This is a genomic window from Streptomyces sp. NPDC088794 (assembly GCF_044750545.1).
Lineage (GTDB): Bacteria > Actinomycetota > Actinomycetes > Streptomycetales > Streptomycetaceae > Streptomyces.
On the sequence record NZ_JBIVKB010000003.1, the window covers coordinates 306,434 to 331,367 of the forward strand.

Sequence of the window (24,934 nt, forward strand, 5' to 3'; positions counted from 1 at the left end):
CCGGACGGCGATCGCCTTGAGCCGCCTCGCGTGACCCCATTTGCCTTGCGGAGAGGCCTCCGGTAACGTTCGAAGCGAACCGGAGAGGCCTCCGGCTCTGCTCGGCAGTCGGACCGGAGCGGCGGCTCGACTGTGGAGGCGGGAAGACGTGGGGACGGTTCCCTCCTTTCGCCGAGACGACCGACACCCGCCGAAGAGGCTTGGTGTCGGTTTGGCCAGTCCTGCGCGCCCATCCCCCCGGTGCGTGCAGGACTGGCCGTTTTCATGCGCAGTTCCTCGGTTTCGCTTCAGCGAGCCAGGCCGTTCAACCGCCAGAGCGAGCCGTCGGAGCTCGTGACGTAGGCATCGCCATTGGCGGCGAGGGTGAAGTCGTAGGCCGAGAGGGATGTGAGGCGCGCCGCTGTCGTTTTGCGCCCGGTCACCGGGTCGACTCTGTGGAATTCCCCTCCGGCCAGGAAATAGACCGCCCCGTCCGCGCCCCGCGACAGTGATTGGGGCTCATAGGCTCCCGAGTCGAGGGTCGTGACCGAGCCGTCGGCCAGGTCGACCTTCCCTACCGTGCCCCGTATGACGTCGGCGACGTAGGCCGAGTCGCCGTCGGCGACGAGGTCGAGGGGCAGGCCCAAGCCGGTTACGACCCGTTCGGTCTGCTGCCCCTTTTCCGCTTTGTAGATGCTGCCGTCGCCGCTGGCCACGTAGACGCGTCCGCCCGCGACGGAGACGCCGTGGACGGGGCCGAGCCCTCTGGCGATCTCCTCTCTGGCGCCGGTAAGTAGATCCGCCTTCTGCAGAACGCCTTCGAACGAGCCCACGTAGGCGCTTCCCTGTCCGTCCAGATCAAGTCCACGGAGATTGCCGAGCCCCGCGGCGACGGTGCTCGTCGAGCCGCCGGCCAGGTCCACTCTGCGCAGTTCGCCACTCATGACCGTCACGTATGCGCTCCCGCGGCCGTCGAGTGCCACGGAGACCGGGGAACTGCCGAGCGCGCCGGTCACCCTCTGGCAGTCCACCGACGGGCAGTTGATCCGGGCAGGGGGCGCATCCGCGGCTAAGGCGGCGCCGCCCCCCAGAGTGACCACACCGCTCGCGGTCAGCGCGCACAACGCGGCGACAGCGACTCCATGACTGCGCATTCCACGAAGAATCATTTTCGCTACTTCCTGTTCTGTTCGAAGTGCTCGCCGCATCCGGCTTTCACGACAGTGGATTCAGGGAGTGATGCGGTCCCAGAGATCGCATCGGTGCTGCTGGGCGAACCTGGTCACCGGAGCCGGATTCATGGCGCCGGCGCGGAAGGGCAGGTAGGCGTCGCCGTGGCCGAGGGGCGCCCATCCGCCGCTGAGGGAGCGCGCCGAACGGACGCTGCGGGCGAAGTCGGCCCATGCACCGCGCATGTCGTGAGCCAGCCGGAGTTGTTCCGGTGTCATCCGGTCCGCGTACGGCACGCCGTGGGAGTCGGTGAGCCTTGGGAAGAGGTAGGGCAACTCGTAGGCGTGGGCGGCGGCGTAGTCGTAGCCGGCCGGTCCGTCGGCCATGCGCGGCGGGTGCGGGTCCTCCAACTGGTAGTAGTAGAGGGGCTGTTGGGTGCTGATGGTCCGGGCGGTCCGCAGGGAGGTGCAGCCGCCGAGACCCCGTGTGCCGCTGTCCGTGATGACGGCCGCGATGGCGTAGGCGGCGGGGTAGGGCTCGGGGAAGTCGCCGATCGGGTAGGCGTTCGCGATGGCGCGAGCGGTCTCGGCGTTGCCGAACACGGGGGCGCCTGTCGACAGCGGGGGCCAGGCGGGCGCGGTGGTGAGCCATCGGTCGTAGTCGGCCTGGGTGTCCCGGAGATGGTCGGTGGCGAAGGCTCGCCCTTCCTCACGGTTGCTGCCCATGAGGACCGGCATCTTGTTCCAGCGTCCGGTCGCGATGGCGGTGGCCGGCAGCAAGGGAAGGATGCCGCTGATGTTGGGGGCCATGTATCCGGTGGCGGAGACGATCCGGCCGCTGTCGGCGTCTCTCAGACAGTCGGCGGTTTCCGTGGGGTTGGCACGGTCGCAGCCCAAAGCGGTGACGATCGTCGAGGCGCGTGCCTGAGCTTCCTCGTAGGTGTCGACGTCATGGACGCAGTCGTCACTCTCGATGACCGCCGCGCTGAACAGGCCCCGCGCTCGGGGCGATGCGAGCTGCGCGCACACGGAGCCGCCGCCGGCGCTCTCGCCTGCGAGGGTGACGCGTGAGGTGTCCCCTCCCCAGGCATCGATGTTGGCCCGTACCCAGCGCAGTGCGGCCTGCTGGTCCATGAGGCCGTAGTTGCCCGAAGCCGCGCCGGGGTTCAGCGCGGGCGCCGCGAGGAAACCGAGGGCTCCGAGCCGGTAGTTGACGGTGACCACGATGAGGTCGTTCTCAGTGACGAGCTCGATCGGGTCGAAGTCGTTGCCCGCCCCGCCGGTGAAGCCGCCACCGTGCAGCCACACCATGACCGGAAGTGCCCCTCCGCTGTGCGGGTGGTGAGGGCGGTAGACATTGAGGAACAGGCAGTCCTCGGAGCCGGAGCGACCTTGCTGCGGGCAGTCCGCCCCTTTCGCTCCGGCGCTGCGGGTACCCGTCCAGGTCGGAGGAGCCGTGGGTGCCTGCCAGCGCAGGCGGTGGGTGGGGGCGGCGGCGTAACGAACCCCGAGCAGTTGGTCGGTGCCGTCCAGGGCGTTACCCCGCAAGGACCCTTCGGCTGTGCGCAGCACGAGTGAACGGCCCGTATCCGTGACTGGCGATGCGTTCGGAGCGGCTCCCAGAAGGACGACGAGCACCGTGAGAAGTACGGCCAGGACGCGGACGGGAGAAGGGTGGCTCCGTGATGCCGGCATGAGTGCTCCAGTGCGTGGGGGTCGAGGCGTTGAGGCTGGGGCGTGCCGTGGAGTGCTTATGCGGTCGGCTTGAGGTGGGATTGGAAGAAGTCCCAGATGAGCGGTGTGGCGTCGATGGTGGTGGGGGTGGCCGTGTCGCCGTTGGGTGTGGTGGCGGGCCAGACGTGGCCGCCGTCCTCGATGCGGTAGTGCTCGACCGTGCTCGCGCCGGCGCAGGACGGCCACACCTGATGGACGACGTTGGTCTTGACCCGGGTGTTCTGCGGAGTGGGGGTGCAGCCGTCCCGTTGCGCCCAGGCGGCGAGCCAGGTAGGGAGGGAGGGCAGACCCTTTGAGGCGTCTCCGTTGTAGGGGATGGTGGTGTCGGCCTGTCCGTGGAAGTCGAGGACGGGGACAGGGCGTTGTGGCTGGCAGGTGCCGCCTTGCGGGTAGAAGGCGCCCGCGACGGTGGCCACGGCGGCGACCCGGTCCGCGAGGCGGCAGCCGACGAGAGCGGCGAAGCCGCCGCCGTTGGACTTTCCCGAGGCGTAGATCTTGCGCGGGTCGACGCACAGGTCGGTCTGGAGCTGGGTGATCAGGGCTCGGGTGAAGGCGATGTCGTCCACGCCGGGGGCGGAGTAGGGGGCGCCTTGCCAGGCGGTGTCGCCGTCGGTGCCGGTGACGCCTTGCGGGTAGACGAGGAGGGCGTTGACGGTGGAGAGCTGGGTGAGGCTTTCCTGGAAGGCGGCGGTACGGCCGTGGCCGTGGAAGGAGAGGATGAGGGAGCGCGGGTTGGTACCGGTGTAGGTGGCGGGGATGTGGACCCGGTAGGTCCGCTGGAGGCCGCCGACGGTGAGGGTGCGGCTGGTCGTTCTGCCGGGTGGGATCTGGGAGTTGGGGCCGGAACAGCCCGCTGCCGCGGCCGGCTGGGACGGGGCTGCCGAGGCGGTGGGGATGAAGACGGCGGCGCTCAGGAGGACGGCGGCCGCGGTGGTGGCGATCATCCGGGCGTGGCGGGACATGTGCTCTCCGATCGGGGCCGGAGGCGCCGGCCCAGGCCTGGGCCCGGCGGCGCGATGCGGGTGGGGGTGGAGCGCATGAAGCACAGCGTCGATCGTGTCGACGGCGGCTCTCGCGAGGGGCCGTCGGCCGGGACCTTAGCGCCACTTCATGGCCACGCAATACGCCCCGGACACGCCTTTCCCACCGTGTGCCTTCGTCTCTTGAAAGCAAAGCCTTTTGACGATCTCCTCTGCTGACCGTTCGTGCGGTCGAAAAGCGCAGCTCAGCAACGACACCTACCCCGTGGAAGAGCCATCATGGGCACACCGAGTTGAGGTTGCGAACTTAATGAACGAAACACCCGTCAGTCGCTTCCGACCGGACGGAATTCGTCGTCCACCAGACCGAGCCGATGCGCAACGACCGCTGCCTGAACCCGGTTTCGCAGATCCAGTTTCCGCGTGATGGCTCCGATGTGTGACTTGACGGTCGTCACTCCCAGGTGCAGCGCCGCACCGATCTCCGCGTTGGAGTGACCGGCACCCACCAGGGCGAGCACCTCTCGCTCTCGCTCGGTCAGGGAATCGCCGCGTGTGGTCCCCGAATTGTCCCCGGCACGCGCCGAGCTGTCGCTGTGGGCCTGGACCGCACGCTCAAGGACACGGGCCAGCACGGCGGGAGCAAGCGGCGGTTCGCCCTGGACGGCCTTGCGCACCGCGTCGATCATCGCGTCGGGGGCACCGTCCTTGAGGAGGTATCCCACCGCCCCGGCGCGCAACGCACCGTATACGTCGGCGTCGTCGTCGAACGTGGTCAGCATCAGCACACGCGTCGAGGGCAGGGAGTTGAGGATGCGGCGGGTGGCCTCGATCCCGTCGAGTCGCGGCGTGCGGAGGTCCATCAGAATCACGTCGGGTCGCAACCGTTCCGCGAGGCGTACGGCCTCCATGCCGTCGGCCGCCTCCCCGATCACGTTCTCCCCCGCTGTGCGCAGCAGCAGAGTGACCCCTGCCCGCACCAGCGCCTGGTCATCGACGACGAGAACCCGGATCACAGCGCCACCGCCACAGGCAGGGCGGCGGACAGCCGCCATCCCTTCGGACACGGACCCGCGGTCAGGGTTCCGCCGGACACTTCGACGCGCTCGCGCATTCCTGTCAGGCCGTGCCCCGAGGACGGAAGATCGACGGGACTCGCGGTCAGAACGGTGTTGGTGACGTCGACGAACAGCCAGTCGTCGCGGAGAGCGACCGCGGCCGTCACGTCGGATCCGGATCCCGCGTGCTTGGGGACGTTCGTGAGGGCTTCCTGTAGCACGCGGGTTGCGGTGACGCGCACGGCGAGCGGCACGCGAGAGATCGCCTCGTCGTAGGCGAGGTTCACGTGGAGACCGGCTGACCGGCTGCGCTCGACAGCATCGTCGATCATCTGCCGCGGGTCCATCAGTACGTCCGGAGCGCTCGGGTCGCGCAGCACGTGGAGGAGGCCGCGCAGGTCGACCAGTGTCTGACGGGCGGCGGTCTGGATGGAGTCGATGCCCTCCAACGCCGCCTGCAATCGCCGGCGCTGGTCGGGGGCGTGCGTGGCCGCGTACTGGGCCGAGCCGGCCGTGAGGGCTATCGCGGACACATGGTGGGCCACCAGATCGTGCAGGTCACCAGCGAGGTGGGCGCGTTCGGCCATGCGTGCCGCGCGTATCTCCACCAGTCGGTGTTCCGCCGCCTCGCGGGCCCGTTCCTCGGCGACGGCAGCGGCTTGCCGTAGGGCGGCGAGGTAGCGGCCGAAGGCGACCGGGGCGCTGACCGCCAGTGCTGTCGACAGGATCATCAGAACGCTGTCCGTGCCGGCGAACAGTCCGCCCTCGTCCCGGCCCATGCTGGTCAGCACGGCGGCGAAGGTGACCACCCAGGACACAGCCGTGACGGCGGTGCCGAGACGGTGCGCGATCACACCGAGCGTCAGAACGGCGACCAGAGCCGCCGCGTTGCTGGAGTCCGGCAACGTCCAACCGGTCACCACGCTCAGGACCACGTTGAGAGCGAGCACGCCCACCGGGAGCGTGCGGGCCAGTGCCAGAGTCAGCGCCGCCGCCTCGACGAGGGCCCACTGGGCGGCGGGCCGGTCCGAGGGCGGCCCGATGATGATGCTGACCGCGCCGGTCCCCGCCGCCCCTGCCGCGATCAACGCGTCCACCAGCCACGGGCGGCGCCCTGGAAATAGCCTCACTCCCTCACCCTCGGTCCGGTGGGAAGACTGCCGGGTCCTCCCTCCGGTCACCCCGACTCCTCCCTTCGGCCGGAGATCCGGCTTCACGCAGGACGTTCGGCCGGCGGCCCGGACCTAGCGTCAAAGCGCGGTCGCGGCGGACGAGTTCAGGTCCTGGACGGCAGTTCCGGCGAGGAGTCCGACGACCGTGCGCGCCGACCACTGCCGTCGTCGTCGGCCCCAGCCCTGAACCAGAGAGGTCCTCAACCGGTGTCATTCCTCCGTGAGTTCGTACGAAATCCACTGACGGTGGGGGCCGTCGCACCGAGCGGCCGGTCCCTGGCGCGGGTCGTGACCTCGCCCGTGCCGAGTTCCGGCGAGCCAGTGGTGGTCGAACTGGGCCCGGGCACAGGTGCGTTCACCGGCACGATCCAGCGACGGCTCGCGGGCCGAGGACGCCATGTCGCGGTGGAACTCAACGACCGCTTCACCCAGTTGCTGAAGCTCGCTCACCCTGGGGTGGATGTCGCGCGTGCCGACGCCCGCGACCTGGTGTCCGTCCTGACCCAACGCGGTCTGGACAGAGCCGACGTCGTCGTGGGCGGTCTGCCGTGGGCGGTGTTCTCTCCGCAGGACCAGCACGACGTCCTGGACGCCGTCGTCGAGGCACTGCCGCCGCACGGCGTCTTCACCACCTTCACGTACATCCACGCACGCTGGACCGGCCCGGCACGGCGCCTGAACCAGTCCCTCCGTGCACGGTTCGACGAGGTCGTCGTCGGCCGCACGGTCTGGGACAACGTGCCGCCCGCTCTCGTCTACCACTGCCGCCGCCCGCTCGACTGACGCACTCTCCGGGCCTGTCTGTCGCGGGACCTTCTGAATGAACCTGCAGGCATGGCCGACGGCCGCATCCAGCGCGCGGCGCCGCGCCTTCGTCTTCAACTCCTGAAGTCGCCGTGCGAGTTCGGCGAAGGACATCCAGAACCGCACTCGTGGCGACGGAGCTTCTTTCCTGCCGCCCTCATCGCAGAACCGCAGCTCAGCGGCAGCGAGGCTGCGTCCGTCCGCTCGCCGGAGGCGTGTCCCCAGCTCAACTGCCCTTGGTTCGGACCTTTTTCGAAGCTCCATCTAGCGTCGCCAGATCGCCTGTCCTCAGTCGATCACGTTGAAGCCATTGACGCATGAAAGGTCGCGCCGGACACTCCTGCTTGCGACACGCCCTGAGAGCGCTCTCATCCAGCAGCTCTCAGGGCAGCTGGTCCCCGCGTTCCACGAACGTCGACAGGGAGAACCATGCGATGAGTACCACCTCACCACCGGCCAGTACGCCGGCGGGCAATCAGAGAACCATCCTCTTCGCTCTAGGCAGCGCATTGCTGCTGGTCATCGGTGTGCTCGTAGGCCTGGTCGGAACCGGCGGCAGCGCCTCGGCGGCCGTACCGGCTCCTCCGGCAGGCTGGACCACCCTCTTCTCGGACGACTTCACCGGCTCGTCCGGCAGCGCGCTGAACCGGACCAACTGGCTGTACGACCTGGGCACCGGATACCCCGGAGGAGCGCCCAACTGGGGAACGGGCGAAATCGAGACGGCCACCGACTCCACCAACAACGTGTACCAGGACGGGCAGGGCCACCTGGTCATCCGCGCGATCCGGGACGGGTCGGGCCACTGGACCTCCGGACGCATCGAGACCCAGCGCACCGACTTCGCCGCCCCCGCCGGCGGACAGCTCCAGATGAGCGCGTCCATCCTCCAGCCCAACCCGCAGAACGGACTGGGCTATTGGCCCGCGTTCTGGGCGATGGGCGGTGCCGCCCGCCCGGTCGGCGCGACCAACTGGCCCAGTATCGGCGAGTTCGACATCATGGAGGACGTCAATGCCCTGAGCAAGCACTCCACCACCTTCCACTGCGGAGTGTGGGCGGGCGAGTGCCACGATCCCGACGGCATCACCAGCGATCTTCAGCCGTGCGCGGGCTGCCAGACCAGCTACCACACCTACTCCGCGACCATCGACCGCACCAACACCTCCGCGGAGCAGCTGCGCTTCTACCTCGACGGCAATCTGACCTTCACCGTCAATGAGAACCAGGTCTCCGTGCCCACCTGGCAGGCCGCGATCGACCACGGTTTCATGGCCATCTTCGACCTCGCGATCGCCGGTTCCTACCCTGACAAGGTCTGCGGCTGCAACTCGGCCGCCCAGGCGGGCAGCATCACTTCCGGTGCCGCCATGAGCGTCGACTGGTTCGCGGTCTACCAGCAGAGTCCGGGCGGGACCACGACCGGCGGCACGACGACCGGCGGAACCACCGGCAGTACGACGACCGGCGGAACCACGACCGGCGGAACCACCGGCGGGAGCACCCAGACGCCGGACTACACCGCCGGCGTGACGCGGGTGAGCGCCAGTCAGGCGCAGATCACGTTCCACCCGACAACGCCCGCGGCCTATGTCGATGTGCACTACCTCATCAACGGCGCCAACCAGCAGAACTTCCGCATGACCAACAACGGCGGCACCTGGACACAGAACGTCAGTATCGCCACCGGCTCCACCCTGACGTACTGGTTCACCTACGAGAAGAACGGCCCTCAGTACGACAGTCCGCACTACACGTACGTTCAGTGAGACCCCCGGGCCGGCCCCCCATACCGGCCCGGGAACCTGAATCCTCATCAGACCCTCCCCCCGCGCACCCCCTGCTGACCAGATCCCGCAGAGAGTGTTGACCGAGCCAGACATCCGATGTTCACTGCAAGTGACGCGGACATGTCGATAACGGATCACCCCTGCCAGGCGCAGATTCTTCGGTATCCAAGGTCTGCGACTCACCGGCCTGTCCCGCTGCAAGTCATCGGATCATTCAAGACCCATGACCAACAGGGAGGGCACTCGATGAGACAACGAAGACTTGTCCGAGCCTTACTCGCAGCCGTCTGCATCATGAGCGGAACGGCGGTAGGTCTCTCGACCCCCGCTGTGGCTGCTCCGACGGACGCCGCGTTCAACTCCACCACCGGAGAACTGAACGTGGACCGCGCCGCCTACCTGTCCAAGCACGACCTCGTCTACAACCGGCCCACCACCAACCCGCTCCACGGGTTGACCGTGGGCAACGGCCGCACAGGGGCCATGGCGTGGCAGAACAACGGGCTGACCATGCAGGTCTCCGGAGTGGACACCTCACAACAGACCGCGTTCGGCGCGGGGTTGCTCAACCTCTCCACCTCCCCCGCCCTGGAGAGCGGCTACAGCACCTACCAGCAACGCCTGTCGCTGTACGACGGCACTCTGACCACCAAGTACGACGCCAACCGCACGGTGACCGTGATGGGCGCGCCGAACTCCGAGGTCATGGGTGTCCACGTCGAGGACTCACGCTCCGGAGTCTCCGCGGTCACCCTCGACCTGAGCCTGTGGGACACCTCGCAGTTGGGCAACAGCGGGGATGTCCCCGATCTCAACACCTGGAAGACGGTGGCGACTTACGCCGACTCCACGGGGGCCGGACTGAGCCGCGGACAGACCGACGCACAGAACTTCGGCTACACGCTCGCCGCGTCGGTGGAGGGCACGCCGTACACCGCACGAGTCGTCGACGGCCGTACGGTCCGGCTGACGATCACCCCCTCCAGCAGCTACACCATCTGGTTCACCGCGAGCAGCCGGCTCAACGCGCCCTCGCACGACTCGGTGGCCCAGGCCAAACGCGCGCTGGCAGCGGCCAAGAGCCGTGGCTACAGCGCGACGCTCAGCGACTTCCGCACGTGGTGGCACGACTTCTGGGGCAAGTCGTTCGTGCAGTACTCGGGCTTGTCCGGCGACGCGGACTACCTGGAGAACGTCTACTACCTGAGCACCTACATGATCGCCGCCGGCGGGTACGGGACGAACCCGTTCCACTTCATCAACGGCGTCTTCCGCGCCACGGGCGACCAGACCAAGTGGAGCAACGCCTACTGGTACTGGAACCAGCGCGATGTGTACAACTCCTTCCTCGCCTCCAACCACGCCGACCTGCTGGCCGGCTTCAACCGGCTCTACAGCCGCAACGCGGCGGCCCTCAAGGCGTACACGCGAACCCGGTACAACGTCGACGGACTGTGGGTGCCGGAGACCATGGGCTGGGACGGCAACGCCCGCGGCACGGTCAACAGCGACTACACCAAGAACATCTGGTCGACGGGCACCGAGGCCGCGTACAACATGTACCTCCAGTACGCGTACACCAATGACTCCGCCTATCTGCGGGACACCGTCTACCCCTTCATGCGGGACGTGGTGAAGTTCTACGCGGCGAAGCTCTCCGTCGACTCGGCGGGCAAGTACTACGTGGCGACCTCGAACGCGCACGAGACGTACTGGAACGTGCCGAACGCGATCACCGACCTCGCGGCGGTGCGCACGCTGTTCCCCCTCGCCATCCGAACGTCCCAATCCCTCGGTGTGGACGCCGACCTGCGCCCCCAGTGGCAGCGGATCGTGGACAACCTGATCGCGTATCCGTCCACCGCGGACGTCTACCTTCCGCACACCCCGCCGCTAGCGCAGACCCGCAACGGCGAGAACGTCGCCAGCGAGATCATCTGGCCCTACGACCGGACCGGCATCGGCTTCCCGGACCAGCAGAAGGCCGTGAACACCTTCAACGCCCGCCCCTTCCCGTACGACAACGTGTGGGCCAACGACGCCGTACAGGCAGCCCGGTTGGGGCTCGGCGACCAGGCCTACCAGGGCATGAAGACGATGCTCCGCAAGTACCAGACCTATCCCAACGGCATGACCGACAACACCAACGGCGTCTTCGAGTACCTCGGCGTGCATCTCACGGCCCTCAACGAGTCGCTCCTCCAGTCCTACAACGACAAGATCCGGGTCTTCCCCGCACCGCCGACCGACTCCTCTTTCGTCGGGCGGTTCACCCTGCTGGCCAAGGGCGGTTTCACGGTCAGTTCGGAGCGTGAGGCCGGCGAGGTGAAGTACATCGGGATCAAGAGCCAGTACGGCAACTCGACACGGGTCGTGAACCCGTGGGGCACCCAGCTCAGGGTCCGTCGGGTCTCCGACGGCGCGATCGTACTCACCACCAGCGCCGCCGAGTTCGACCTCGCGACGACCTCCGGCGCGGTGTACGTGGTGGAGCGCACCGCCAAGCCGCTGTCCTCCTACACCCCCGTACGACTCACCGGATCCGCGAACCAGAGCGAGAAGAGCCTCAGCGGCACCAGCTCCACGCTGGGCATGGCCCAGGCCCCCAACCCCATGGTGAACAACACCCAGTTGACCTACGACAGCAACTGGCACGCCACCAGCGGGCGCGGGTACGGCGACTACAACGACGACACGCACCACAGCACGACGGTGAACGCCGTGGCCCAGTACACGTTCACCGGGACGGGAGTCGCCTACCTCTCCGAACGCAACGGAGACATGGGACCCGTCGACGTGTACCTGGACGGCACCCTTCAAGCGACGGTGGACCTGCGGGTGACCGGCGCGCGCCAGGTGCAGCAGACCGTCTGGCAGCGCACCGGGCTGACGCGGGGCACGCACACCATCCGTATCGTCAACCGAAGCACCTCGGTGGGGATGGTGGACGCCCTGCGCATCACACCGTAGGTCCGCCGCCTCGTCCACCGTGGACGGTCTCCGGCTCGACCGGAGGCCGTCCACCCGGTGCCCCTGAACACGACCGCGCCGACGCCTCGTTCGGGCATTCGTGGCGGTTCACCATCGCCAATCAGGAGCCCTCCCGTTGTCCGCGCGGTACGTGCCGCACCCTCAACTCCCGGGTTCACAGGGTCTGTTCACTGTCGAGAACCGCAGGTCGGGTGCACGCCGGTGGGACAATGTGACGTGGGTCACCAACCGCTCACAACCTCTGCGGCGTGACCGTATCTTCATCGCGATCACCCTCAGCGGACCCACAGACTCCGCAGGGCGGCCACTCATCCATGGGACCACCGTCCCTAGATCACGATCGGACATGACACTCCGTTGAATCCACGTCACAGACCTCGGCGCGGCCTGGTCATCACCGCGCTGTCGCTCCTGGCCCTGTCCACGTCCATCCCTTCAGGCACGGCGGCCGCAGCGGCGCCCGCGCCCACCCCGCACGTGCCCGAGGGCACTCACACGGTCACTCTCATCACCGGTGCCGTCGTCACCACCCGCGGCACCGGCGACGGCGGGACGGTGACGGTGAAAGGCCCCGACGGCTCTCCCGCACGGGCCAGGGTCATCGAGGCGGGAGGTCATCTCTACGTCTATCCCGACGCGGCCCTCCCCTACGTCGGTCAAAAGGTGCTGGACCGGCGCCTGTTCGACGTCACCCAGCTCATCAGCGACGGCTACGACGACGCCCACCGGGACGACCTCCCCCTGATCGTGGCCACCGACGGCAGCGCTTCCGCGTTGCGCGCACGGTCCTCGCTGCCGGGAGTCACCGTGCGGCGCAGCCTCGACAGCGTCCAGGGTGCCGCCCTCACCGAGTCCCACGAGGACGCCGGCGACTTCTGGGCCGCCATCACCGCGCCGTCCGCCTCCCCGGGACCCGCGCTCCGTGCGCCGTCCACGCCCGCCTTCCGCGCGGGCGTCACACGGGTCTGGCTCGATGGAAAAGTCCACGCCGACCTCTCCGAGAGCACCTCCCAGATCGGCGCCCCCGAGGTCTGGTCGAGCGGGGACACCGGTCAGGGCATCGACGTGGCGGTGCTCGACACCGGAATCGACACCGCCCACCCCGATCTGTCCCACTCCATCGCCACCACCAGGAGCTTCGTTCCCGGCCAGGACGTCGAGGACCGCAACGGGCACGGCACACACGTCGCTTCCACCGTCGCGGGCGACGGCACGGCATCCGGCGGCAAGGAGCGGGGCGTGGCGCCCGGGGCCGCGCTGCACATCGGCAAGGTTCTCGGCGACGACGGCTCGGGGCAGGACTCCTGGGTGGTCGCGGGCATGGAATGGGCGGCGGTCGAACAGCACGCCAGGGTCGTCAACATGAGCCTCGGCACCGACTCCCCCTCGGACGGCACCGACCCGGAGAGCGTCGCCGTGAATCGGCTGAGCGCGCAGACCGGCGCGCTGTTCGTGGTGGCCGCGGGCAATGCCGGCGCGCCGGGCGCCATCGGCGGACCCGGCGCGGCCGACGCGGCGCTCACGGTCGGCGCCGTGGACCGCGATGACAACGTTGCCTTCTTCTCCAGCCAAGGTCCGCGCGTCGGCGACGGCGCCCTCAAACCCGAGATCTCGGCACCGGGTGTCGACATCCTCGCCGCGCGTTCGCACCTCGCCCCGGAGGGCGAAGGCGACTACCAGACGCTCAGCGGCACCTCGATGGCGACTCCTCATGTGGCCGGTGCGGCCGCACTGGCCCTTGCCGCCCACCCGGAACTGACCGGCTCCCAGGTCAAGGACCTCCTGACGAGCACGTCCGCGCGGACACCCGAGTACGACGCGTTCCAGGCGGGCAGCGGCCGAGTGGACGCGGCGGCTTCCGTGGACTCCACTCTGTTCGCCACCGCCGTCGTGTCCGTGGGCCGGGAGCAGGCCGGATCGGTGAGCCGTCCGGTCACGTACACCAATCTCGCCGCCGCCCCGATCGCGCTCGACCTGTCGGTGGCCGCCTCCGGCGCACCGGACGGCCTGTTCCGGCTCTCGGCCGGCCGTGTCGTCGTCCCGGCGCACGGCACCGCGCAGGTCTCCGTCGCCGTCGACCCGTCGACCGTCGACAGCGGCCGGTTCAGTGCCCAGATCCTCGCGGCCCGCCCGGACGGAAGCACCGTCGCACACACCGCCGTCGGCCTCGGTGACATCACGCACAGGCTGGCCCTCGTCCTGAAAGACGGGCACGGGAAGCCGATGTCGGGCGTGGTGGAGGTGCTCCAGTCCGGTCAGTACCAGCCCGACTTCTACCTCGTCGACGCCTCCGGCACCGCCCAGACCTACCTGCCGGACACCGTGTACTCCGTGCTGTCCTTCAAGGACGTGGAAGGCGTACACGGACCGCGTTCACTGGGCATGGCGCTGCTCGGAGACCCGGACGTGGCGCTCGACCGCGACCGCACGGTCACCTTGGACGCCTCGAAGGCGACACGGGTCGAGATGACGACGCCGCAGCCGACAGAGGCCACCTATCAGCGCCTGGAGTACAACCGCTCCATGGGCGGAGCCAGTTGGCGCGACTTCATGGAGACGCAGACCTCCTACGACAGCCTGTGGGCGCAGCCCCTGGCCGGCAAGGTCCGCCACGGCGACTTCTACCTGGGTGCCCGCTGGCGCAAGGAGAAGCCCGCGCTCACCGTCGCCACGCGGAGCGGCGCGTTCTCGGACGTCCTGCGCCAACACCGGGTGACCCCGCTGCCGACGGGACGTCACCGCCTCCCGCTGGTCTACGCGGGCGACGGCACGGACGCCTCGTACCAAGGGCTGTCGGCCCACGGTGCCGCGGTGGTGGTACGACGTACCGCCGATGTCGGCGACGCGGCCCAGGCGTCGGCCGCCGCACGCGCCGGAGCCAGGCTGCTGCTGGTGGTGAACGACCGGAAGGGACGCCAGTACCTCGACTACAGCGACGACCCGACCGAGCCCGCCTCGGTGGACGTGGGACTGCTCAGTCCGGACGAGGGCGATCGCCTGGCCCGCCAGGCCCAGGCCCGTGGGGCGACGGTGTCGGTCGAATCGTCCACGACGACTCCGTACGTGTACGACCTGATGCGCACCTGGCACAACGAGGTGCCGCGTGACCTGTTCGTCCAGGGCTCCGCACGAAACCTCGCCCGGGTCGACGAGACCTTCGTCAGTCCCGATCCCACGCGCGGTGGCGGGGAGTTCCGCTTCGACTGGCCCACGTATTCCGAATGGGGCATCGGCACGACCGTGCGACTGCCGGTCAACAGCGAGCGCACCGACTGGGTTTCCACGGAGGGCGCCTACCGATGGGGGCAAGAGGCCTACGTGGACGGCCTGTTGTACGAGATCGCACCGCGCACCTCCTACCGGCCGGGCAGTACCGACGCGCAGGAGTGGTTCAAGCCGGTGACCCGCCCCTACCTCAACGACAACTACCGGCCGCCCACCCGCAGCGGCAGCCGGCTCAGCTTCGACATCCCGGGCTACGGCGGCGGTGACCGCGTCGGCATGTCGATGGACTACGACCGCAGCAAGGAGACGCTGGCGCTGTATCAGGGATCCACACGGCTCGCGCAGGGCACCGGCACGATCGTCGGCGCGACCGCCCCGTCCGCGGACGCCCTGCCGTACCGACTGGTGGTGGACACCAGCCGGGATGCCTCGTTCAGCCCGTACTCGTCGGCGACGACCACGGAGTGGACCTTCACGTCGCGAGCGCCTCAAGGGGACGGGCAGGACGTGCTGCCGCTGCTCCAGCCGAAGTGGACGCTCGCCACGGACACAGCGGGCCGGGCAGGCCGCGAGACCCGGTTCACGGTCGGGATCGAGCAGCTCACCGGTGCGGTGGGCGCGGGGCACGCCGGCACGCCCCGGGTGGAGGCCTCGTACGACGACGGCCGCACATGGCAACGGCTGCCGTCGCGGCATGACGGGTCTTTCAGGATCGACGCACCTCGCCACGCCTCCTTCGTGTCGCTGCGCGTCAACGCGCGTGACACCGCGGGCAACAAGGTCGAGCAGACGATCACGCGTGCGGTGGGTCTGAAGTGATGAAGGGGTCCTCCTCGCCCTGTGCGAGGCGGACCCCGATCTCCTGCCGAAGGGACGGTCACGGCGCTCACCTGCGGTTTGCATCCGGAACCTGCCGACAGACACATCCAGGTGGTGCGCCACACTCACCCGCATGACGACCAGTCTCCGCATCGGCCTCCTCGGCGCAGCGGCCATCGCGCCGAGCGCGCTGATCAAACCGGCGAAGCAGCAGCCCCGGGCCACCGTGACCGCTGTCGCGGCCCGGAACCGGCAACGTGCCGAAGCCTTCGCCCGCAAGCACGACATACCCGTAGTGCACCCCGACTACGAAGCGCTGCTTGCCGATCCGCAGATCGACGCCGTCTACGTACCGTTGCCGAACGGCTTGCACGCGGAATGGATGCTCAAGGCCATCGACGCGGGCAAGCACGTCCTGTGCGAGAAGCCGTTCACCGCCAACCGCGCCGAGGCCGAACGGGTCGCCGATGCCGCTGACGCCGCCCACGCGCGAAGCGGCCTGGTGGTGATGGAGGCCTTTCACTACCGTCACCACGCCTTGGCCTCGCGCATGCAGGAGATCGTGCGGAGCGGGGAGTTGGGCGAACTGCGCCATGTCGAGGCGGAGGTGTGCTTCCCGCTCCCCCGCTTCGGCGACATCCGCTACGACCACGGCCTGGCGGGCGGCGCCACCATGGACGCGGGCTGCTACACCGTGCACGTCGCCCGGCTCCTCGGAGGTGAGACACCGGCGGTGACGGCCGCGCACATGGCGACGCTGCGCAAGGACCAGCGGGTCGACCGCGCCATGGAGGCCGAACTCGTCTTTCCCGGTGGAGCGACCGGGCACCTCCGGGCGTCGATGTGGTCGCGGCGGGTGTTGTCGATCCGGGCGCGAGCGATCGGATCGAAGGGCGAGCTGGTGGTCACCAACTTCCTGATGCCGCAGCTCTATCACCGGTTGACCATCCGCGGTCCGCGCGACACCGGTCGACGTACGCTGCGGCGCGAGCGGGTGGCCCGGCAACCTTCAAGCTACGCCTGCCAGTTGTCCGCATTCGCTTCGGCGGTTCTCGACGGCGGCCCCGTGCTCACGTCGGCCAGGGACGCCGTCGTGACCATGAGCATCATCGACGACATCTACCGCGCGGCCGGCCTGCCACCGCGCGGCGAGTCCGACCCTTCCTAGGACCACTGCGAGCCACCGTGATGTTTAACGCTTGACGGGCTTGGTGTAGACCTTTACGTTACGGGCGTCAAGTTCCGCTTGTGCGCTGCCAGTTGAGGTGCCGACCGGCAAGCGCGCAGTCCGGCACGAAAGGCAGCTACCCCACCTATGGCCGCTCGTCGTACCACTCCGCTCCTAGTCCTGCGAAACCTGACCCTCGGTGCACTGCTCGCCCTGTTCGCCACCGCTCTGGCCACCGCGCCGGCAGCGGCGGCCACCGGGCAGATCACCGGTCTCGCCAACAAGTGCCTCGATGTCGCGGGCGCGAGCTCCGCCGACGGCACCGCCGTCCAGCTCTACGACTGCAACGGCACCGGCGCCCAGCAGTGGGACGTCAACGCGGACGGCACAATCCGCGCACTGGGCAAGTGCCTTGACGTCACCGGCAACTCGACCGCCGACGGCGCACAACTCCAGCTGTGGACCTGCACGGGCGGGTCGAACCAGCGGTGGACCGTGACAGCGGCCCGCGACATCGTCAATCCGGCGGCGAACAAGTGCCTTGACGTCACCGGCAATTCGTCGGCCAACGGTGCCAGGGCCCAGATCTGGACGTGCACGGGCGCGGCGAACCAGAAGTGGAACGCCCCCGCCTCCTCGGGCGGCGGCGAGGGGCAGTGCTGGGCCACCCACTACGGCCCTCAGCCCGCGGGCGCTCTGACGGCCAGCGGTGAGGTCTTCGACAACAACGCCGACACGGCGGCCACCTCGCTCTCACGGCAGCCCCAACTGCCGTTCGGCACCCGCGTCCTGGTCACCAATGTCGCCAACGGCCGCTCCTTGACCGTACGGATCAACGACCGCGGCACGTTCGCCCAGACCCCGCAGGAACCCAAGTGCCTCGACCTGACCGACGGCGCGTTCGGTCGTCTGGGAGGGGTCCTCAATCCCGATGCCGGTCACATCGTCGTCACGCAGACCGTCCTGAACTGACACCCCGGTTCGCCCTCTGCACGACCCTCCAAGCCCCCGCTTGTCCCCCACCCCCGAGGAGCTCGCACTCGTGTCCACTCCCCAGTTCGCGAACGTCCGTCACGGACACAGATCTCTGGTCTGGCTCGTGCTCACCTTCGTGCTGACCGCCACCATGACAACGTTGTTCAGCGTCATGCCCGCCCACGCAGCCGACGGCCGCATCACCGGCCTCGCCGGCAAGTGCGTCGACGTCGCCGGCGCCAACACCGCCAACGGCACCGCCATCCAGCTCTACGACTGCAACGGCACCACCGCCCAGACCTGGTCCAACCCCGGCGACGGCACCCTGCGCGCCCTCGGCAAGTGTCTCGACGTCACCGCAGCCGGCACCGCCGACGGCACCACCGTCCAGCTCTACGACTGCAACGGCACCGCCGCCCAGCAGTGGGCCGTCAGTTCGGCCAACGACATCGTCAACCCGCAGGCCAACAAATGCCTGGACGTCACCGGCAACAACTCCGCCAACGGCACCCGCCTGCAGATCTGGACCTGCACCGGCGCCGCCAACCAGAAGTGGAGCGCGCCCGCCAGCGGAGGCGGCGGCACCAACCCCTCCGGATTCGTGGTGAGTGAGGCCCAGTTCAACCAGATCTTCCCCGGCCGCAACTCCTTCTACAGCTACAGCGGCCTGACCGCCGCGCTGTCGGCCTACCCCGGCTTCGCCAACACCGGCTCCGACACCACCAAGAAGCAGGAAGCCGCAGCCTTCCTGGCCAACGTCAGCCACGAGACCGGTGGGTTGGTGTACGTGGTGGAGCAGAACACCGCCAACTACCCCACGTACTGCGACTGGAGCCAGTCCTACGGCTGCCCCGCCGGACAGGCCGCCTACTACGGACGCGGCCCCATCCAGCTGTCCTGGAACTTCAACTACAAGGCAGCCGGCGACGCCCTGGGCATCGACCTCCTCAACAACCCCTGGCTGGTCCAGAACGACTCCGCCGTCGCCTGGAAGACCGGCCTCTGGTACTGGAACACCCAGAACGGCCCCGGCACCATGACCCCCCACAACGCCATGGTCAACGGCGCCGGCTTCGGCCAGACCATCCGCTCCATCAACGGCTCTCTGGAATGCGACGGCCGCAACCCCGCCCAGGTCCAGAGCCGCGTGGACGCCTACAACCGCATCACGTCCATCCTCGGAGTCACCCCCGGCGCCAACCTCTACTGCTGACAGGTCCAACGGGACTCAGCGCCGCACGGTGGCCTTCACATCGACGGTCACCGTGCCGGCCGCTGGATGCGTCCGTCCCTCCAGGACGGGCGCGGACCGGGTGTCGTTCATGAGGTAGCGGCGGAAGTACGCCCCCACGTAGAGGGCACCGACCCGCCGTTGAACTTCCTCGGTGAGTTGGGTGTCCACAGTCGACCCGTAGGCGTCGGTGCACTTCCCCGGCTGGTCCTGGGGGTGCCCGGCGTCGTCGCCGGCCGCCACCTGTCCGCTCTGCGGGGACCACTGGGTGTTGAAGTAGTTGTGGTTGGCGCCGTGCACACCGAACTCGTAGGTGTCGGCCTTCCCCGCGGCGGTCGCGTCCCGTGCGAAGGAGAACGCCTCCTCACCCACCTGTCCGTCGCAGGTACCGCGCATCACCGCGAGGGGTGTGCTGTCGATGCGGTACGCGGACATGTCCTCGGTCATGACGTTGTACGCGGGGGCGAGCGCGAATACGGCTCTGACCCGCACGCCGGCCGGCCAGTCCCGGCGATGACTGTCGGCGGCCTGCCAGGTGACTCCCGCGCCGGCACGTGAGTGCCCCAGGGTGCCGACCTCTCGCATGTCGACGTGGTGGGCGAAGTCGACGTCGACAGGCTTGCCGGTGCTGATGTCCTTGAAGTGTCCCGCCAGTTGACCTGTGCCGGTGGAGGCGAGGCGCTGCCAGAGGGCGAGGTGCCTGTTGATGAGGTCGGCGCGGGCGGAGGCGTTCTCGTCTCCCGAGACGGATGAGGCGTTGATGCCGTTGGCGCGGATCGAGACGACGACGAAACCCTGCGCGGCGAGCTGTTCGCCGAGGTAGTCGTATCCGCGATCGTTCGCGATGGGCTTGACCCCGGGCGGGCAGGGCCAGCTGAACAACCGCTGGCTGGCCTGTGCGTAGGCGTCCCAGTCCTGGGCCTGTTCGGCTGCGTCGCGCGCGGTCTCCGCCGCCGCGTCGGCGCAGGTCTCGTGCCAGCCGTGCAGGGCGACGATCAGCGGGTGCGGGGCGCCGTTGAGGTTCTTCGAATAGTGGACCGTGGCGGCCAGTTCGACTGGTTCCGCGGTGCCGGGGAGTTCGTACGCCCGGTCGCCGAGGTTGTAGGTGACGGCACCCACGGAGTACGAACTCCGGCCTGTGTAAGGCGTGTTGTGGTGTGCCGGGGCAGCTGTCGCCAGGGTGCCGCCGACCGCGACGAGCGCTGTCGCGGTGGTCAACAGCGCGTAGCGGCGTACCCGTCGGCGCAGGGCGGTGGTGTTCTTGCGGTGGTGCACTGATTCTCCACTGGTCGGGTCGGGCGGAGGCTCCCCGCGGGTGCCTCCGCAGGGGATGCCTCACGCGGTGAGTGCCGCGGTCGGGGGAAGGCGGGCCGCTCTGATCGACGGGTAGACGCCGGCGGCCATGCCGACCAGCAGGGCTCCGCCGAGTCCTGCGGCCAGCGCGCCCCAGGGGATGACGGTCGGCCAGCCGCGCCACAGGTCGTAGCCAACGGCCACCGCTGCCCCCGTCACGATGCCGGCGGTGCCTCCGAGACCGCTGAGGACCACAGACTCGGTGAGGAACTGGCCGCGGATCTGCCCCTTGTTGGCGCCCAGGGCCCGGCGGAGGCCGATCTCCTGACGGCGTTCAAGTACGGAGATGACCATGGTGTTGGCGACGCCGATGCCTCCCACGACTAGGGCCACGGCGCCGAGTCCGAGGAAGAGCGCGGAGAAGGCGCTGTCGGTGGCCCGCTTGGCGGCCAGTGCGTCGGAGGGCCGGCTGACGTCGACGAGACCGGGCGCCTGCGGGTAGAGGGTGGGGGCAAGGACGTCGCGTACCGCCTCCAGACGGCGCTCGTCCGCCCGTACGTAGATCACGGTGGGGTGGCCGTCGAAGCCCAACTTGTCGCGTGCCGCGTCCCAGCCGACCAGGGCGGAGCTGTCCAGGTCGGTGGCGAGCGGGACCGGTTGCAGGACGCCGATGACGGTGAACCACGTGTCACCGACGGCGAGTTGGACGGGTTGTCCGGGCGTCACCTTGGACACTCCGAGGCGTTGGGCCGCGGTGTGGCCGAGGACGACGACCGGGAAGCGTTCGTTGCCGTGGTCGAGGAAGTGTCCGGAGGCCAGCCGTGCGCGGACCGTCGGCAGCAGATTGGTGCGGGCCGCCAGGACGGAAAGTCCGGCGCCGTCGGTGGCGGGTACGCGGTCCGAACGGCGGATCGCGGCGTGGGTGTTGGCGACGGCGGTGGCGTCGGTGACGGGGCCGATGCGGCGTACCGATGCTTCCGCGGCGGGGTCGAGGCGTACGGGTGGGTCGCGGTCCGGCATGGGTTCGGCGCGCAGCAGGTTGGGGCCGAGGGCGTCGAGTTCCTCCGCCAGCGCTCGGTGGCTGGCTGCCGGGATACCGACGACCAGGACGAGTGTCGCGATGCCGATGGAGATGCCGAGGGCCGCGAGCGCGGCACGCAGCCGCCGGGTCCTGATGCCGAGCAACCCGAGCCGGAGGATGTCGCCGGGGGCGAGCCGGACGGAGTGGGCGCGGCCGGAGCGGGTCATGAGGGAGTCCTCAGGGTGGGGCGGGTGAGCTGCGCGGTGCCGCCCGGAATCGCCTGCGGACCGTCGTCCGCGACGACGCGGCCGTCGCGCATCTCCACGCGGCGCGGCATGCGGGCGGCGATGTCCCGGTCGTGGGTGATGACCGCGATGGTGGTGCCCTCCGCGTTCAGATCGGTCAGGAGCTTCAGCACCACCTCTCCGTTGGCGCTGTCCAGGGCGCCGGTCGGCTCGTCGGCGAGGATCAGGGAGGGTGCGTTGACGAGGGCTCTGGCGATGGCCACCCGCTGCTTCTCGCCGCCGGACAGTTCGTGCGGCCGGTGACGGGCGCGGTCCGCGAGGCCGACGCGGGCCAGGGCCTCACGGGCCAGTGGCTCGCGACGCCGACGCGGTGTGCCGGCGTAGAGCAGGCCGGTCGCCACGTTCTCGGTGGCGGTGAGGCCCTCGGTGAGGTGGAACTGCTGGAAGACGAATCCGAGGCGCTGTCCGCGCAGCGCGGACAGTTGTCGGTCGCCGAGCGCGGCGATGTCCTGTCCGTCGATGCGGAGGGTGCCGGTGGTCGGCCGGTCGAGGGTGCCCATGAGGTTGAGCAGGGTGGACTTGCCGGAGCCCGACGGGCCGATGATGGCGAGGAGTTCGCCGCGTCCGATGGTGAGGGAGACGTCGTCCAGGGCGCGGACGCCCCCGGGGTAGCTGCGGCCGACGTGCTCGACGCTCAGCACGGGAGCGCCGTCCGCGCCCGCGTGCCGTCTCACGAGGCGACCACGATCACGGTGCCGGACTTCAGCCCTGCGCCCCGGATCTCGACGAGGCCGCGCGCGAACATGCCTGTCCGTACGGGGATGAGCGTCCCGTCGGGTCGCTGGAGGGCGTAGCCGCCCTCGCTGAGGGCGAGGAGCGCGCCGACCGGGACGGTGAGCACGCCCTTGCGGGTCCGGGTGGTGAACCGGACCCGGACCGTGGCGGCGTCCAGTCCCCGCACGTCGTCGCTGTCGCCCAGCTGGACCCGCACGTCGAGCTTGGCGGGGGTGCCGTCCTGCGCGCCGGTGCTCTGGTCGCCCGAGACGGCGATCCGGCTGACGCGGTCGACCCGGCCCCGGGTCTCCTTGCCGGCGGGCAGGACGACGGTGACGCGCGCGCCCTTCCTCACGAGGCCGATCTCGGTCGCCGCCACCGGCACGGTGACCGACTTCGCGGTCGAACTCAGCGTCATCAGCGCGGTCTTGGCATCGGCGCCGAGCTGTGCGCTGAGCGCGCCGACGCGTACCTCGCCGGGCAGGACGGCGACGTCACCCGCGTCGAGGCGCCCGGTGGGCTTGAGTCCCACCTGCTTCTGCCATCTCTTGAGGGCTGCGGCCAGCATGCTGGTGAAACGTCCGTGGTCGGCTCCGTCGTCGACGGCCGCGCCGCCGGAACCGGGGATGCGGTCGATGTCGTAGCCGAGTGCCCGCAGGTTCTCCGCGACGACGGTCACGTCGTTTCCGGCCTGTCCTGGCGTGCCGAGAGTGCGGAAGAGAGGGGTGGCGCCGTAGAAGACAGGTACGGGCCGGTCGTCGACCTTGTACAGGGTCTTGCCGCGGGTGATGGTGGCGCCGCCGGCGGGAAGCCAGGTCACCGTGCCGGGCTTGGTGCCGGTGAAGGGCTGTTCGGTGCCGAAGCCGAGCGTGCCCGTCATCTCCTGTGTGTCGGCCAGGTCGGCGCGGGTGACCCGGGCCGTGGCGGTCTTCACCTGAGCGCCGGCCGGACCGGACCGGTCGGCGTCATGTTGGCTGTACACCACCGTGCCGGTGGCGGTACCGGCTATGACGAGCACGGTGACCACAGCGATCAGGGGGCGGCGCCGGCGAGGGCGCTCCGCCTCACTTTCCGCCACCGAACGCCTCCAGCTGACAGTCGTTCTCGATCTTGCGCTGCTGCTCTTCCGACAGCGCCGAACCGGCGTCCCCGCTGTACGTCCAGTCCACGCCGTTGGCGGCGATCTCCGTCGGGACACCCTTGTCGTTCATGCAGGTCACCTCGTCGGCGAGCTGCTTCTTGTACTGGGGATTCTTGTCCGGGTCGAGCGCGTCGGGCATCTGCGGCATCTTCGACTCGCAGGTGTCGTACGCGGCCTTGGGCTCCCGGCTGTCGGGGTCGGCGATGACCTCCCCCTCCCCCGCGGGACCGGCGTGCTGTGCCTCGTTGGCCGGCACGAAACGCACTCCGTGCTCCTTGAGGCAGCCGTAGTAGCGCGACCAGAGGGCGTCGATCTCTTCCGAGGTGGAGTCCAGGCGCCACTGCGGGCGGCCGGAGTCGGAGGCCTCCTTGGCCGCTTTCCCGCCGGTCTGCTCGGTGGGCCGCGAGGTCGCGACGGAGGCGACGTCCTTGCCCGAGCCGTCGTCGTCGCTGCCACCGCCGGACCCGCAGCCTGCGAGAACGGCGGTCACGGCGAGGGCGGCGGACAACGGCGCGAGGCGACGCCGCAGGGTGCTCTTTGTCATGGCCGCACGCTCGTACAGGAATGTCAGAAACCTGTAGTGGTGCGGTCAGCGTCCCAACAGCATCCCTGTGCACTCTCCTCGCATCCGCCCCGGCTGCCTATTCTCACCAGGGTGTGCGCACATGTGTTGGTCGCCGAAGACGACGAGAAGCAGGCCAGGCTCGCCCGGATCTATCTGGAGAGCGAGGGGCACCACGTGCTCGTAGCCAAGGACGGGCGCGACGCTCTGGAGCATGTCCGGCGCACCGCACCCGACCTGCTGATCCTGGACGTGATGATGCCGCGGGTCGACGGTCTGGACGTGCTCCGCATCCTGCGCGCCGCCGACGACGAACTGCCCGTTCTCATGCTGACGGCGCGGTCCACCGAGGACGACCTGCTGCTCGGGCTCGACCTCGGCGCGGACGACTACCTCACCAAGCCGTACAGTCCCCGCGAACTCGTGGCCCGGGTTCGTACTCTGCTGCGCCGCACGAACCGGCGGCAGACCCCTGGTCCGGTCAGCGCCATGTTGGCCGTCGGAGCGGTCACGCTGGATCCGCTCCGTCACCTCGTGTCGGTGGAAGGGCGCCCGGTGGACTGCACGCCGGGTGAGTTCCGCCTCCTGGCGGCGATGGCGGGCCAGCCGGAGCGCGTGTTCAGCCGACAGCAGCTGCTGGAGGAGCTGCACGGCATCGACCGGTTCGTCTCCGCCCGGACCGTGGACGTGCACATCATGAACCTCCGCAGGAAGATCGAGCCGACCCCGGGGCGACCGGTGCGGCTGATCACCGTGTACGGCGTGGGCTACAAGCTGACCGCGGGCCCGGACCATGAGTGAGG

Annotated in this window: 18 protein-coding genes; 8 read left to right on the forward strand and 10 right to left on the reverse strand. The window is 69.2% G+C overall.

Annotation, left to right across the window (positions count from 1 at the left end; all coding sequences use genetic code 11):
• Positions 1 to 287: 287 nt before the first annotated feature.
• From ACIP6U_RS10475 to ACIP6U_RS10495, 5 genes are all read right to left on the reverse strand, one after another.
• Positions 288 to 995, reverse strand: a complete 708-nt coding sequence (locus tag ACIP6U_RS10475) for a hypothetical protein (protein WP_401714833.1) — start codon at positions 993 to 995, stop codon at positions 288 to 290.
• Between the two features lie 213 nt (positions 996 to 1,208).
• Positions 1,209 to 2,720, reverse strand: a complete 1,512-nt coding sequence (locus ACIP6U_RS10480) for a carboxylesterase/lipase family protein (protein WP_401714835.1) — start codon at positions 2,718 to 2,720, stop codon at positions 1,209 to 1,211.
• Between the two features lie 179 nt (positions 2,721 to 2,899).
• Positions 2,900 to 3,844 (reverse strand): alpha/beta hydrolase family esterase, encoded by a 945-nt coding sequence (locus tag ACIP6U_RS10485; protein ID WP_401714837.1) that lies wholly within the window; start codon positions 3,842 to 3,844, stop codon positions 2,900 to 2,902.
• Between the two features lie 344 nt (positions 3,845 to 4,188).
• Positions 4,189 to 4,929 (reverse strand): response regulator, encoded by a 741-nt coding sequence (locus tag ACIP6U_RS10490; RefSeq protein WP_401714839.1) that lies wholly within the window; start codon positions 4,927 to 4,929, stop codon positions 4,189 to 4,191.
• A complete protein-coding gene (locus tag ACIP6U_RS10495) occupies positions 4,875 to 6,050 on the reverse strand; it encodes a sensor histidine kinase (RefSeq protein ID WP_401714841.1) in 1,176 nt (391 codons plus the stop codon). The genes ACIP6U_RS10490 and ACIP6U_RS10495 overlap by 55 nt, the downstream gene beginning before the upstream one ends.
• A 249-nt stretch (positions 6,051 to 6,299) precedes the next feature.
• Here ACIP6U_RS10495 and ACIP6U_RS10500 point away from each other — a divergent pair, with 249 nt between their 5' ends.
• From ACIP6U_RS10500 to ACIP6U_RS10530, 7 genes are all read left to right on the forward strand, one after another.
• A complete protein-coding gene (locus ACIP6U_RS10500) occupies positions 6,300 to 6,875 on the forward strand; it encodes a class I SAM-dependent methyltransferase (RefSeq protein WP_401714843.1) in 576 nt (191 codons plus the stop codon).
• 455 nt (positions 6,876 to 7,330) lie between these two features.
• Complete coding sequence (locus tag ACIP6U_RS10505) at positions 7,331 to 8,665, forward strand: glycoside hydrolase family 16 protein (protein ID WP_401714844.1); 1,335 nt, start codon at positions 7,331 to 7,333, stop codon at positions 8,663 to 8,665.
• Between the two features lie 351 nt (positions 8,666 to 9,016).
• On the forward strand, positions 9,017 to 11,656 hold the full coding sequence (locus ACIP6U_RS10510) for a glycosyl hydrolase family 95 catalytic domain-containing protein (protein ID WP_401714846.1): 2,640 nt from the start codon (positions 9,017 to 9,019) through the stop codon (positions 11,654 to 11,656).
• A 378-nt stretch (positions 11,657 to 12,034) separates the two neighbouring features.
• Positions 12,035 to 15,721 carry a S8 family serine peptidase gene (locus tag ACIP6U_RS10515; protein WP_401714848.1) on the forward strand — a complete coding sequence of 1,229 codons (3,687 nt, stop codon included), beginning with the start codon at positions 12,035 to 12,037 and terminating at the stop codon, positions 15,719 to 15,721.
• Between the two features lie 133 nt (positions 15,722 to 15,854).
• Positions 15,855 to 16,889 carry a Gfo/Idh/MocA family protein gene (locus tag ACIP6U_RS10520; protein ID WP_401714850.1) on the forward strand — a complete coding sequence of 345 codons (1,035 nt, stop codon included), beginning with the start codon at positions 15,855 to 15,857 and terminating at the stop codon, positions 16,887 to 16,889.
• A gap of 147 nt (positions 16,890 to 17,036) precedes the next feature.
• The gene (locus tag ACIP6U_RS10525; protein WP_401714852.1) at positions 17,037 to 17,861 is read left to right on the forward strand and encodes a lectin; all 825 of its coding nucleotides are present in this window, start codon (positions 17,037 to 17,039) and stop codon (positions 17,859 to 17,861) included.
• A 154-nt stretch (positions 17,862 to 18,015) separates the two neighbouring features.
• Complete coding sequence (locus ACIP6U_RS10530; protein ID WP_401715532.1) at positions 18,016 to 19,077, forward strand: glycoside hydrolase family 19 protein; 1,062 nt, start codon at positions 18,016 to 18,018, stop codon at positions 19,075 to 19,077.
• Positions 19,078 to 19,092: 15 nt separating this feature from the next.
• Here ACIP6U_RS10530 and ACIP6U_RS10535 read toward each other — a convergent pair whose 3' ends face one another.
• The 5 genes from ACIP6U_RS10535 to ACIP6U_RS10555 are packed head-to-tail and all read right to left on the reverse strand — an operon-like array spanning position 19,093 to position 24,113.
• Positions 19,093 to 20,370: an alpha/beta hydrolase gene (locus ACIP6U_RS10535; RefSeq protein WP_401714853.1), complete on the reverse strand. Its 1,278-nt coding sequence runs from the start codon at positions 20,368 to 20,370 to the stop codon at positions 19,093 to 19,095.
• A 60-nt stretch (positions 20,371 to 20,430) separates the two neighbouring features.
• The gene (locus tag ACIP6U_RS10540; protein WP_401714855.1) at positions 20,431 to 21,636 is read right to left on the reverse strand and encodes an ABC transporter permease; all 1,206 of its coding nucleotides are present in this window, start codon (positions 21,634 to 21,636) and stop codon (positions 20,431 to 20,433) included.
• On the reverse strand, positions 21,633 to 22,388 hold the full coding sequence (locus ACIP6U_RS10545) for an ABC transporter ATP-binding protein (protein WP_401714856.1): 756 nt from the start codon (positions 22,386 to 22,388) through the stop codon (positions 21,633 to 21,635). The genes ACIP6U_RS10540 and ACIP6U_RS10545 overlap by 4 nt, the downstream gene beginning before the upstream one ends.
• On the reverse strand, positions 22,385 to 23,506 hold the full coding sequence (locus ACIP6U_RS10550; protein ID WP_401714857.1) for a peptidoglycan-binding protein: 1,122 nt from the start codon (positions 23,504 to 23,506) through the stop codon (positions 22,385 to 22,387). Before ACIP6U_RS10550 ends, ACIP6U_RS10545 begins: the two co-directional genes overlap by 4 nt.
• A complete protein-coding gene (locus ACIP6U_RS10555) occupies positions 23,493 to 24,113 on the reverse strand; it encodes a hypothetical protein (protein ID WP_401714859.1) in 621 nt (206 codons plus the stop codon). The genes ACIP6U_RS10550 and ACIP6U_RS10555 overlap by 14 nt, the downstream gene beginning before the upstream one ends.
• 111 nt (positions 24,114 to 24,224) lie before the next feature.
• On the opposite strand from ACIP6U_RS10555, the gene ACIP6U_RS10560 reads away from it, so the two are divergent.
• Positions 24,225 to 24,932: a response regulator transcription factor gene (locus ACIP6U_RS10560; protein WP_401714860.1), complete on the forward strand. Its 708-nt coding sequence runs from the start codon at positions 24,225 to 24,227 to the stop codon at positions 24,930 to 24,932.
• Positions 24,933 to 24,934: the final 2 nt, after the last annotated feature.